Annotated in this window: 13 protein-coding genes; all 13 read left to right on the top strand. The window is 49.9% G+C overall.

Annotated features, from left to right (window positions below):
• Window positions 1–105: 105 nt before the first annotated feature.
• Window positions 106–612: a GNAT family N-acetyltransferase gene (locus ACFRAM_RS07545; RefSeq protein WP_379465305.1), complete on the top strand. Its 507-nt coding sequence runs from the start codon at window positions 106–108 to the stop codon at window positions 610–612.
• 17 nt (window positions 613–629) lie between these two features.
• Window positions 630–1,493 carry a transporter substrate-binding domain-containing protein gene (locus ACFRAM_RS07540; protein ID WP_175371176.1) on the top strand — a complete coding sequence of 288 codons (864 nt, stop codon included), beginning with the start codon at window positions 630–632 and terminating at the stop codon, window positions 1,491–1,493.
• Window positions 1,494–1,529: 36 nt separating this feature from the next.
• Window positions 1,530–2,315: an amino acid ABC transporter permease gene (locus ACFRAM_RS07535; RefSeq protein WP_066373331.1), complete on the top strand. Its 786-nt coding sequence runs from the start codon at window positions 1,530–1,532 to the stop codon at window positions 2,313–2,315.
• Entirely contained in the window at window positions 2,312–3,022 is a 711-nt protein-coding gene (locus ACFRAM_RS07530) for an amino acid ABC transporter permease (RefSeq protein ID WP_379465303.1), read from the top strand. The genes ACFRAM_RS07535 and ACFRAM_RS07530 overlap by 4 nt, the downstream gene beginning before the upstream one ends.
• The gene (locus tag ACFRAM_RS07525) at window positions 3,019–3,771 is read left to right on the top strand and encodes an amino acid ABC transporter ATP-binding protein (protein ID WP_379465301.1); all 753 of its coding nucleotides are present in this window, start codon (window positions 3,019–3,021) and stop codon (window positions 3,769–3,771) included. Before ACFRAM_RS07530 ends, ACFRAM_RS07525 begins: the two co-directional genes overlap by 4 nt.
• 12 nt (window positions 3,772–3,783) lie before the next feature.
• Window positions 3,784–4,800: an LLM class flavin-dependent oxidoreductase gene (locus ACFRAM_RS07520; protein WP_379465300.1), complete on the top strand. Its 1,017-nt coding sequence runs from the start codon at window positions 3,784–3,786 to the stop codon at window positions 4,798–4,800.
• 51 nt (window positions 4,801–4,851) lie between these two features.
• Complete coding sequence (locus ACFRAM_RS07515; protein ID WP_379465299.1) at window positions 4,852–6,027, top strand: amidohydrolase; 1,176 nt, start codon at window positions 4,852–4,854, stop codon at window positions 6,025–6,027.
• A 2-nt stretch (window positions 6,028–6,029) separates the two neighbouring features.
• Window positions 6,030–7,202, top strand: coding sequence for an N-methyl-L-tryptophan oxidase (gene solA / locus ACFRAM_RS07510; RefSeq protein ID WP_379465297.1), 1,173 nt, complete (start codon window positions 6,030–6,032; stop codon window positions 7,200–7,202).
• Window positions 7,202–7,678, top strand: a complete 477-nt coding sequence (locus ACFRAM_RS07505) for a DinB family protein (protein WP_379465296.1) — start codon at window positions 7,202–7,204, stop codon at window positions 7,676–7,678. Before solA ends, ACFRAM_RS07505 begins: the two co-directional genes overlap by 1 nt.
• Before the next feature lie 51 nt (window positions 7,679–7,729).
• A complete protein-coding gene (locus tag ACFRAM_RS07500; RefSeq protein WP_379465294.1) occupies window positions 7,730–9,067 on the top strand; it encodes an LLM class flavin-dependent oxidoreductase in 1,338 nt (445 codons plus the stop codon).
• A 331-nt stretch (window positions 9,068–9,398) separates the two neighbouring features.
• Window positions 9,399–10,298 carry an alpha/beta fold hydrolase gene (locus ACFRAM_RS07495; protein ID WP_379465292.1) on the top strand — a complete coding sequence of 300 codons (900 nt, stop codon included), beginning with the start codon at window positions 9,399–9,401 and terminating at the stop codon, window positions 10,296–10,298.
• A 679-nt stretch (window positions 10,299–10,977) separates the two neighbouring features.
• Window positions 10,978–11,595 carry a DNA-3-methyladenine glycosylase family protein gene (locus ACFRAM_RS07490; protein WP_379465290.1) on the top strand — a complete coding sequence of 206 codons (618 nt, stop codon included), beginning with the start codon at window positions 10,978–10,980 and terminating at the stop codon, window positions 11,593–11,595.
• Between the two features lie 54 nt (window positions 11,596–11,649).
• Window positions 11,650–12,345: a DNA alkylation repair protein gene (locus ACFRAM_RS07485; RefSeq protein WP_379465288.1), complete on the top strand. Its 696-nt coding sequence runs from the start codon at window positions 11,650–11,652 to the stop codon at window positions 12,343–12,345.
• Window positions 12,346–12,375 lie beyond the last annotated feature (30 nt).

Genomic DNA, 12,375 nt, shown 5'->3' with positions numbered 1-12,375 from the left:
ACTCTATTAGCGCATGACGGTCATGCAGTGATAAAGTTAATTGCACATAATCACTACTAAATCGATGGGGATTATAAAAATAAAAGAAGGCGGGGAGGACAGAGGATGAGCGAGGTATTTCGGCAGGCAGATCTTAAGGATGCAGAGCAATTGGTAGATATTATATATCGCGCCTATCATCTGATCCGTGAGCTCGGGCTGCATTGGCCGGCAGCAACCGCCGACCTGGCCCTGGTCCAGGAGAATGTAACGCTCAATGAGTGTTACGTATTGGAGAAGGACGGAGCCATCCTGGCGACAGTCACACTCTCCAAAGGAGATGAGATTAGTCAGCGTACTGGTATCCCTTTCGTCAAATGGTTTGCCGTCGATCCGAATTACAGCGGGCAGGGCTACGGAGGCAAGCTGCTGGATTGGGTGGAAGAGCATATCATTCATGACCGCCTGGGCTCCTCTGCCGTGACCCTGGCAACAGCCAAGAAGCATCCCTGGCTGGTCCAGATGTATGAGCGTCGCGGATACGAACGGTTCATGGAATTGGAAGGACGAGACGGGGACGGCTTGATGTACCTTTTGAAAAAAACGCTCCAATACAAACAACAGACTATTTAATAAAAGGGGATATAAAGATGAAGAAGACATTCGCACTGACATCGATACTAGTATTGGCACTGGCGGCCACGGGTTGCGGCTCTAACAACAGCACAAACAGCAAGGAAGGAAATTCAGCTGCTGCACCGGAAGGCGGAAAGACAGAGGCGGCCGCTAACACACCGGTAACCAAAATTATAGTGGGGACAGGCACTAAATTTCCAAAGGTCTGCTTCATTGACGAGAATGGTAAGCTAACAGGTTTTGATGTCGAGCTGTTAAAAGCTATCGACGAGCATTTGCCGCAATACGAGTTCGAGTTCCAGACTATGGACTTTAGCAACCTGCTGCTGAGTCTGGAAACGAAGAAAATTGATCTGGTAGCACACGTTATGGAGAAGAACCCGGAACGTGAAGAGAAATATCTGTTCAACAAAGAAGCTTATGGGCACTGGAGAAACCGGATCGTAGTAGATAAGTCTAACGACTCTATCAAAACACTGGATGATCTCAAAGGCAAGAAGGTCCTGGTCGGAGCGACCAGTGCACAGGCGCAGATCGTGGAGAACTATAACAAGGATCATGACAATGCCATCAATATTGTTTACCAAAATGGTGCTGCTAACGATACCGTCAATCAGGTGACCACTGGACGGGTGGATGCAACGCTTGCCGCGGATTTTGTACTGCCGGTGATTGACCCGCAGAGCAAGCTAAAGGCCGTGGGCGATGGATTGTCTTCTGCCGACATTCTGTATGTTCTCCGCAAGGATGATGCAGATGAGCAGAAGCTGTCCGATGCAATTGATGGAGCTATCAAGGACCTGAGAGCAGATGGGACACTGAAAAAACTGAGCACGGAATGGCTTGGTGCGGACGTGACTTCTGACACAGTAAACTAATCAGCATCCCTACACAGGGGAAGGGAGGGTGTCTTCATGGGTGCACCGTTTGATATAAGTTTTGTTTTATCGTTTTTGCCGAAGCTGCTGTCCACTTTAGGCATCACGCTTCTGATAGTGGTCTGTGCATTGGTCTCCGGAATCATTGTCGGGTTTTTCGTGGCCCTTCCCCGATTGTACAAGGTACCTGTACTGAAGAACTTGTCAGAGATCTATATTTCCTTTTTCCGGGGAACACCGGTGCTGATCCAACTATTCCTGTTCTATTACGGGCTGCCTGAAATTCTGAAGCTTGTCCATATTGATGTCACACGGGCGCCGGTACTGTTCTTTGTCATTCTGACCTATGGCCTGCATACAGGGGCGTTCATGTCAGAAATGATTCGGGCTTCCGTAATGGCCGTGGATAAAGGGCAGGTAGAGGCCGCATATGCCACGGGGATGACCGGTTTTCAGGCATTTACAAGAATTATATTGCCACAGGCGCTAGCTATTGCCGTACCTGTCTTCTCCAATCTCGTTCTGGCACTGCTGAAGGATACTTCGTTGGCTTTTACGCTCGGGGTTATGGAAATGACGGGTAAGGCGCAGACGCTGGGCGCATTGACACAGCATTTTATCGAGGCTTATCTCGCGCTTGCCCTGATTTATCTGGTTATTAGCTTTACGATCGAGAAGCTGCTCCTCGTGGCAGAACGTCGCCTGATGCGGCATGAGGTGCGGGATAACCCGGAGAAGAGAACGTTTGGTATTCAAAAGAACAAATCCTTCCGGCGTATCATTGCCGAGCTGGAATCTGGTAAAGGAGGCGTCGGCCTGTGAAGCTGGACCCGTCATTTATATGGACCGCCTTCGTGGAGCTGCTGGGCGCTGTACCAACAACACTATATATCACGGTTGTATCCGTTCTGGTTGGTTTCATCATCGGTACGGCGGTGGCTCTGATTCGCATTTATAAGGTGCCTGTCCTCTATCCGATTGCAGTGGCGTATGTCACCTTTATCCGTGGGACCCCGATGCTTACGCACTTATTGCTGATCTATTTTGGGCTCCCGGTATTGATTGACGGGCTGTCGGCCTACTTCGGCTGGAGCTTCCGGTCGGTTAATATGCCGATGATCGGGTTTGCCTATATTTCGTTCTCCATCACTGCGGGTGCTTATATGTCCGAGGTAGTCCGCTCCGGTCTGCTGGCAGTAGATAGAGGACAGATCGAAGCGGCTCATTCCGTGGGTATGACTACACCTCAGGCACTGCGGAGGATTGTATTCCCTCAGGCGCTGGCAGCGAGCCTGCCCAACCTGTCCAATTCTGTTATCGGGATGCTGCACGGATCAACGCTGGCTTTTACCGTATCGGTTGTGGACATCAATGCCAAGGCAGAGATTGTGGCTTCAACGAACTGGAAGTTTTTTGAGGCCTATGTCGCAGCGGCGCTTATATTCTGGGGACTTACAGTGCTCATTGAGCGTCTGACTGCCGTGATCGAAAAACGGATCAATCTGTACAATCGAGGTGGAGTAGCATGATCAAGCTGTCGAATATATCGAAGGCTTTTGGCCGAAATCAGGTATTGAATAACATTAATTTGACGGTGACCAAAGGTGAGGTTGTCGTTATTCTTGGACCCAGCGGTTCGGGGAAGACGACCCTGCTGCGTTGCGTGAATTACCTGGAGAAGCCCGGTGATGGCGAGATTGCTATTGGTGACTTCAGTGTGAACTGCAAACATGCGCGGAAGAAGGATATTCACCAGCTTCGGCAAAAAACGGCTATGGTCTTTCAGCAATACAATCTCTTCAGGCACAAGACAGCTTTGGAGAATGTGATGGAAGGATTGCTGGTAGTGAAAAAGCTTCCTAAGGAGGACGCCAAGCAGCGGAGCATTGCCCTGTTGGAAAAAGTAGGTCTCGGGAATAAGCTGGACGCTTATCCCAGCCAGCTCTCCGGCGGACAGCAGCAGCGTGTCGGTATTGCCCGCGCATTAGCGCTAGAGCCCGAAGTCATCCTGTTCGACGAGCCGACCTCTGCGCTGGACCCGGAACTGGTGGGAGAAGTATTGGCCGTTATCCGCAAAATCGCCAAGGAAGGCATCACAATGATTGTCGTGACCCATGAAATGGGCTTTGCCCGGGATGTGGCGAATCATGTGGTCTTTATGGACGGTGGTGTCATTGTTGAAGAAGGTACACCTGGTGAGGTCTTTAACCACCCGCGTGAAGAACGAACGAAGCAGTTCCTGAAGCGAATTACACCGGAACTCAATTATTCCATTTAGGAGGTATTTCCCATGACGATAACGATAAGTGTATTAGACCAAAGCCCGATCTATCCAGGAGAGACATCAGAGGAGGCCCTTCATCATACGATTGCTCTGGCACAGTTATCCGAGCGGCTGGGATTTCGCCGTTTCTGGGTATCAGAGCATCATGATTCTGAGCAGGTAGCCGGTTCGTCACCGGAGGTGCTAATCTCGCATCTCTTGGCCAAGACCGAGAGCATCCGCATCGGTTCAGGCGGCATTATGCTGCAGCATTATAGCCCCTACAAGGTGGCGGAGAACTTCAATGTGTTGGCCACTCTGGCTCCGGGCCGGGTCGATCTAGGCGTCGGACGTGCACCTGGAGGACTTCCACGCAGCACACAGGCGCTGCAGCAGGGAACGCCCAGCACAGCGTCACTGACGGAGAAGATCGTAGAGCTGGAGAAATATGTACACAACACGCTTGAGGAAGATCACCCGCTGTTCGGTTTGAAGGCAGGTCCGATCCCAGCGTCTCCACCTGAGATTTATGTGCTCGGTGCAAGTGTGGCAAGTGCGGAGATTGCCGCAGAGCTGGGACTACCTTACGTGTTCTCCCTGTTCATTAACGGGAATGAGGAGGTCGCGCTAGAGGCGATTCGGACGTACCGCAACGGTTTTAACACCGCGGATGGAAAACAACCGCAAGCCATTATTGGGCTGTCGGTGGTTGTGGCCGACACTGCCGAAGAAGCGGAAGAACTGACCAGTGCACTGAAGCTCTACAAAATTCATCTGGCCAGCGGAAAGTCGCTGACCGTAGCCAGTCAGGATCAGGCGGATGAGTTTATCCGTCAGAGCCAGGAAGAATACACAATTGAAGAGAAGGAAGCGGTAATCTTGAAAGGAACTCAGGAAACTGTACGCGAACAGCTCCTGCACCTTCATCAAGCATCCGGTGTTGATGAATTCATTGTAACTACAAATGTGCAGCCATTCGAGAAGCGGCTGCGTTCATTTGAACTGCTGAGCGAAGCGCTGGCCGGAGTGACAGCTGAGGCTTAGCTGTGCAGGCTGCATAATCTTAATATAGTTTTTTGAAAGGAGGCAGGGGCATTGACAAGTCCAGTAGCAGTATCCAAGGCTGAGGCCATAAGTGAACAGTTGATTGAGATCCGTCGGCATTTGCACCGGCATCCTGAGCTGTCCCATGAAGAAGTGGAAACCACGAAATACATCACCTCCCTGCTGGAAGAGGCAGGAATCAGAATTATAGATTACGGTCTGAAAACCGGAGTCATCGCTGAAGTCGGCGGTCTGCAAGGAGGTCCGGTAGTTGCTCTGCGCGCCGATATCGATGCTTTACCGATTCAGGAGGAGACCGGGCTACCGTATGCCTCGGTATACCCGGGGAAGATGCATGCCTGCGGGCATGATTATCATACGGCTTCATTGCTTGGAGCCGCGTTTCTGCTGAAGGAGCAGGAGCAGGAGCTGAAAGGAACGGTTCGCTTCCTGTTCCAGCCAGCCGAAGAGAAGGCCAAAGGTGCTCTGCAGATTATAGACAGCGGTGCGCTGGAAGGCGTTAGCGCCGTCTTCGGAGTTCACAACAAGCCTGAGCTGCCGGTGGGTACGATCGGCATCAAAGGCGGTCCATTAATGGCCGCCGCCGATGGATTCAGAATAACAGTGACTGGAGCCGGAGCGCATGCGGCTGTGCCTGAATCAGGTATTGATCCCATTGTAGCGGCGGCGCAAATCGTTACGGCACTGCAGACGGTTGTAAGCCGTAATGTAAGCCCGCTGAACAGCGCTGTGATCAGTGTAACCAAGCTGCATAGCGGGAACGCCTGGAACATTATCCCGGAAACGGCGGTGCTCGGCGGTACGATTCGTACGTTTACTGAAGAGGTGCGATCCAAGGTTCTGAAGCGGTTCGTTGAAGTTACGGAAGGCATAGCAGCAGCGCTGGAAACGAAGGCGACTGTGGAGTGGATCGGGGGCCCGCCGCCGACGATCAACGATGATTCCCTGGCGCAGCTGGCCAATGAGACGGCAGCTGCCCTGGGACTGAATGCGGTGACGCCGGAGCTTTCACCTGCGGGTGAGGATTTTGCCTTTTATCAACGAGTCGTCCCTGGACTGTTCGCCTTCGTAGGCACCTCCGGGACCCGGGAATGGCATCATCCTGACTTCAATCTCGATGAACGGGCACTGCCGCTTACTGCAGGATTCTTCACAGATGTCGCGAGGCGCTATCTGGAGAGCCTGTCCACGGAAGCGCAAGGCTGAGCATGAGTGGCCCGATCTACGATGTGATCATCGTTGGCGCCGGCTCCATGGGAATGAGCGCCGGTTATCATTTGGCCCGCAGAGGTGTTAAAACGCTTTTGATTGACGCGTTCGATCCGCCGCATACCGAGGGCAGCCATCATGGCGAGCCGCGATTGATCCGGCATGCTTATAGCGGAGACCCTGCTTATATTGATCTTGCGCTCCGGGCGCAGACGCTATGGGAAGAGGCAGAAGCAGAGAGCGGAACGGAGCTGCTGGTAAGGTCCGGCGTGTTGAATCTCGCGGACACTTCTGTCTATTCCTTCAGCGGCCGGCTTCATGAAGCGGAGCAGCGAAGGGTGAGAGTTGAACGGCTTGCTGCGGAGGAAATTACCCGCCGCTGGCCGGGACTTACGATACCGGATCATTTCGAGGCCATGTATGAGCCGGATGCAGGATATTTATATAGCGAACGCTGTATTACTGCGTATCGCCAGCTTGCATTAGCCCATGGTGCGAAGCTGCTGGTGAATACACCTGTGCTGGATGTGACTGCCACGGAGGGTGGCGTCACCGTCCATACGAAGGATGGCGACTTTCACGGAGCCAGCGTGATTCTTAGCGCTGGAGCCTGGTTTCAGTCGTTGTCGCCCTTTATCAATATGCCGATCCGGGCGGTTCGCAAGGTGGTTGGCTGGTTCGAAAGTACACCGGCTTTTGATGCCGGAACCTTCCCGGGCTTCACGCTGGGTACGACTGAAGGCGGCTTTTATGGCTTCCCGAGTATCGGCGGTGCGGGTCTCAAGATTGGCCGGCATGATACCGGGCTGACATGGAAGCCGGGAGAGCCATTATTGCCCTTCGGCAGTGAGGACAGCGATGAAGGCGATCTGCGCCGCGTGCTGGAGAAGTATATGCCGGGTGCAGCCGGAAGGCTGCTTAAAGGGGCGGTATGCAAGTATGAGCATTCGCCGGATGAGGATTTTATTATCGACAGGCATCCGCTGCACAGCCATGTGCTGCTAGCCGGAGGCTTTTCGGGCCATGGTTTCAAATTTTCCAGTGTGGTCGGCGAAATTTTGGCAGACCTCGCTATCGATGGGCGTTCGCGCCATGAGATCAAACCGTTTTCGTTATCGCGTTTTGATACGCGAAAGAAACCGGAAGACAATGTTATTTTGGAGGGGACATAATGAGCATTGTGAATATAGAGGGTTACCTGAACACTCATCAGCAATTGGTTCAAGCAATAGAAGGTCTGACCGAGGAACAGTTGAAATGGAAGGCTGAGCCGAAGAGTTGGAGCGTGACAGAAGTTCTGGCCCATCTGGCGGATCATAGTATCGTTATCTCTTTCCGTATTCGTGACATTCTGGCCGATACGAAGGTGCAACTCCCGGCATTCGGGCAGGATGCATGGGTAAGTGGCCAGCATGCCAATGCGGGCAGTGCCGGAGATAGTTTGGAGCTTTTCCGTAGCCTTTTGCAGTATAACAGTCTTCTATTTGGACGGCTTAGTGCAGAAGAGTGGGAGAAAAGTGGCATTAATTTCAAAGGCGACAAGGTGCGGATCGTTGATATCGTAACCAGCTTTACTAACCATGTTCAGACGCATTTGGGTCAGATTGAGCGGATTAAAAAGGGAGCCGCCGCAGCGGCGGTATCTTAAACCAGTAACGGTTAGCGCTCTGCACACTACATTTTTAGGAGGAGAGAGAATATGGCGAAGTCAAAACAATTGAAACTGGGAGCCTTGCTGCACGGAGTAGGGGGAAGCACTTCTACGTGGCGTCATCCTGATGCCAAACCGGATGCCAGCGTGAATTTTGAGCTTTACAAGTCGTGGGTACAGAAGGCCGAGGAAGGTAAGCTGGATCTGATTTTTATCGCAGATGGTCTGTATATCAATGAGAAATCTATTCCGCATTTCCTGAACCGTTTCGAGCCGTTGACCATTCTCAGCGCATTGGCTGCCGTCAGCACCAACATTGGGCTGGTAGGCACCTTGTCCACCTCCTACAGCGAGCCGTTCACTGTTGCCCGTCAGTTTGGATCGCTGGATGTGATCAGCGGTGGCCGCGCAGGTTGGAACGTGGTAACCTCTCCACTGGAAGGCTCCGCCCTGAACTATGGTAAAAAAGAGCATCCAGACCACAGCAAACGGTATCGGATTGCTACGGAATATCTGGAAGTCACTCGCGGACTATGGGATTCCTGGGAGGATGATGCTTTTGTCCGCGATAAGGAATCCGGCGTCTTCTTTGATCCGGAGAAGGTGCACACCTTGAACCACGAGGGAGAGTTCTTCTCCGTAAAAGGGCCGCTTAATATTGCCCGCTCCAAGCAGGGGCAGCCGGTCATTTTCCAGGCAGGCTCGTCTGAGGTTGGCCGGAACTATGCCTCGCAGGAAGCGGATGCGGTGTTCACAGGCCATGATACAATAGAATCCGCACAGGAATTCTATCGTGATGTCAAAGCCCGCGTGGCAGCATCCGGCCGCAATCCGGACGAAGTGTTAATCTTCCCAGGCATCGGGCCAATCATTGGTGATACGGAGGAAGAGGCAGAGCGTAAATATCAAGAGGTGGCTGGCCTGGTAACCATTGAGAATGCGCTCAACTATTTGGGACGATTCTTCGAGCATCATGACTTCTCCCAATATCCGCTGGATGAGCCGTTCCCTGAACTGGGCGATCTGGGCAGAAACAGCTTCCAGAGCGGGACTGACAAGATCAAGAAGGATGCCAAGGAGCAAGGCTTGACCTTGCGTCAAGTAGCTCTGCAATCGGCTACGCCGCGTACGAGCTTCATCGGTACGCCGGAACAGGTAGCGGATCAGATTCAGACCTGGTTCGAGTCGGAAGCGGCAGATGGCTTTATGATCGCGGAATCTGTACCGGGCGGGCTGGAGCAATTTGTGGAACGGGTCGTGCCGATCCTGCAGGAGCGTGGACTGTTCCGTACAGAATACGAGAGTGACACACTGCGTGGAAACCTCGGACTGCCGGTACCGGAGAACCGGTATGTGAAAGCTTCGGAAACCGCAGGCAGCATCTAATAAAAAAAGTCATGGCGCTCTGCTTTCGCAGAGGCGACCATGGCTTTTTTTGATTTTGTTCGGGCAAGGTGGCATATTTGCCGCTTTGCCCTTGCGTATTTACAGAGACGATTAAGGCAACCCGATAGGGCGGATCGACGTTTTCTTTTAACATAATATATGTTGGGGTGTCTGTCTTGAAGATGATATGATTAAATGTATAAAAATATAATTTAAAACCATTATTGGGTATTATTTAATTACCAAGTATTTAATGGATTTTTAAGAGGGTGTTTCATCAAACCTACAGAATAGCGAGCGTTTCTTTGCTCTAAAAGGGATGGTATAAAGCATGGTAGTAAATCCATTTAAAAAAGATGAAGGTAAAGTATTGGTACACGAATCATATCAAAGACTGCTCGATCAATGGGGAATACCTGTTCAAGAAGAGGATATCCCTACTAGTTACGGTCAAACTCATATCATTACTGTCGGTCAGTCTATTCATCCTCCGTTGCTGCTCTTTCATGGCGTAGGTGATAATTCTGCTTTGATGTGGATTTATAACATTTCTGAACTGTCGAAGCATTTTTACGTTATTGCTGTCGATACAATTGGAGGACCAGGCAAAAGTAAACCTAACACCAACTATAATAAAACCTTTGATCAGGCGATATGGATTGACCAAATACTACAGCATTTAAAGTTTGATTCCATTAACATCGCTGGTGTTTCCAATGGGGCTTATCTAGCCAGTTACTATACAATCACCAATCCTTCTAAGGTCAATAAGATGGTCGGGCTAGCGGGTGGAATCAAGGTGAGCATGCTAAAGATGATGATGCTTTTTCTACCAGAGGCATTACTGCCGTCGTCTGACAAAACAACAAGAAAACTGCTCAGAAAGCTATGCGCACCTAATACTTCAATTGTATTTGAAGAGAACGAGGAGTTAATGTCGCACTGGACATACTTACTTAAATATTTTAACAACAAGTCGATGATGTTTCATAAGTATAGAAAATTTACAGCGAATGAACTTTCAATCTTGAAAGAGAAAGCGGTTTATTTAATTGGGGAGTATGATCGGTTATCCAATTATCCAGGAGCTATTGAGGAGCTTGAAAGAAACAAGATCACATATAAGATCATTCCAAATGCAGGACATGGTATAAATCATGAGCAGGCAGATCGTGTTAACAAAGAACTTATTAATTATTTTGGTGGAAGAAATCCTTACTCTGCAAAATAATGAGTCTATCTTAGCCGAACAAAAGAAATTAACAAAAAGTGAAGATGAGCGAACGGGGAAGTTTGGAACCGCAGACGCAAAACGCTCGCCTGAATGCTTTCCACAGGAAAACTAGGCACTGGAACATAACCTGTCGACAGATTTCAAGCGCTAGAAGCGTAGAAGCGGGATATCCCCCTTCACCAGTTGTCTTAACAATGAAAAAAGGGGGTACCGCCCCCAACTAACCGTTTTAACAGTGAAAAGAGGGCCACCTCTCTAACTAACCATTTATTCAGTGAAAAAGAGGAACCACCTCGCAACTAACGGCAATTTTGTACCTTATTTTTCTTTAATATAGTCAAATGAGGGAAATAAGGGCATTATTGTATCTTATTTTTCGAAAAATCACGCTGGACGGGGTATCCTGGAAGATTTAAGGTACAATATTGCACTTAATCTTCAATAACCCTTAGCTACGGAGGATTTAAGGTACGAAAATGCCGCTAATTACACTTCGTTCCTTCTTATATAAGCTTTCTTTTCTCTTGGTTATGTTTTTTTAAATGCGTTCTATACAGCTATTAGTTTTGTTATCTTGCTCTCTTATTCCAGTGCATCAGCAGGAATGGCGGTTTTAAGGTATAGTAGTGCTGCAGGCCATTTAAAGCGAATGCAAGGACTTACTGGAGGAATGCCGGTGGGAACGGTTGTGACCAAAATTTTCGAATATAGGGATGAACAAATAGAGGCGCTGGGGCAAGCCGATATCACACTTGGAGCAGCAATGCAGCGGCTTGGCCGGGTGGAACGGGTCATTATTCCGGATCTGTTCGCTGCGCTGGTGCATGCCATTGTGGGGCAATTAATCTCGGTGAAGGCGGCGGCGACAGTCTGGGGAAGAATGCAGGAACAGCTTGGCGAGATTACTCCGCAGAATCTGCTTCTATATACGGCAGATGATATTCAGCACTGTGGCATGACGATGAAAAAAGCCCGCTGTATCGAGGCAATTGCTCGTACTGTGGCGATGAGAGAGCTCGATTTGGAAAGTCTGCGTGAACTCCCGGATCAGGAAGTCATCGCCAGCCTGACGGCATTGCCCGGAATTGGCCAATGGACTGCAGAGATGCTGCTGATCAATTCCATGGAACGCCCGGATATCGTAAGCTGGGGGGATATCGCTATAAGGCGCGGCATGATGAAGCTGTACGGACTGGATTCACTCACCCGGGAGCAGTTTGAACAATACCGGAAGCGTTATTCTCCTTGGGGTTCTGTAGCGTCGATCTACTTGTGGGAGCTTTCTTTTGAATAGATGCGCATTGAAAATGCAAGACATGTTATGAAGGAAGGAAAGAGATTATTCAATATGGATAAAACGATAAGGGAGCAGCTGTTATTATTAACCGATGCGGATTATCAAAAATTCTCTGCCGGGCTTATCCCGAATGTATTCAACATCTTGGGTGTTCGGTTACCCGAGCTTCGTAAGTTAGCAAAAGGGATTGCACGGGGAGATTGGCGGGCCTATCTAGAGCTGGCTGATAGTGAATACTTTGAGGAAATCATGCTGCAGGGCATGGTCATTGGTTACGCGTCAAGCCGCAAGAATGCAGATATCGAAGAAATATTGAAGTATATCGCCGTTTTTGTACCTAAGATTGATAACTGGTCGGTGTGCGACAGCTTCTGCATCGGACTGAAGTTCACCAGCAGCCATCGTGACCGGGTATGGGACTTTCTCCAGCCTTATCTGGCATCCGATCAGGAATATGAGATCCGGTTTGCAGTGGTTATGTTATTAGATTTTTATGTCGAAGCGGATGATATGGATCAGGTATTAGTGAAACTGGATGTAATCAAGCATGAAGGATATTATGTCAAAATGGCTGTGGCCTGGGCGTTATCCGTTTGTTATGTCAAACATCCTGAGCGGGTAATGACTTATCTGAAGCATAACTTCCTTGATGATTTCACATTCAATAAAGCACTGCAAAAAATTACGGAATCTTACCGTGTCAGCTCAGAGGACAAGCAGATAATCCGGAGTATGAAACGCAGATGAAGGGCTGCTGCATATCGTCTTGGATCTAGG

Source organism: Paenibacillus sp. NPDC056722 (genome assembly GCF_042790635.1).
Taxonomy (GTDB): Bacteria; Bacillota; Bacilli; order Paenibacillales; family Paenibacillaceae; genus Paenibacillus_AQ; species Paenibacillus_AQ agri.
The sequence above is the reverse complement of the archived record's forward strand: the minus strand, read 5'-3'. Positions and strand labels throughout refer to the sequence as shown.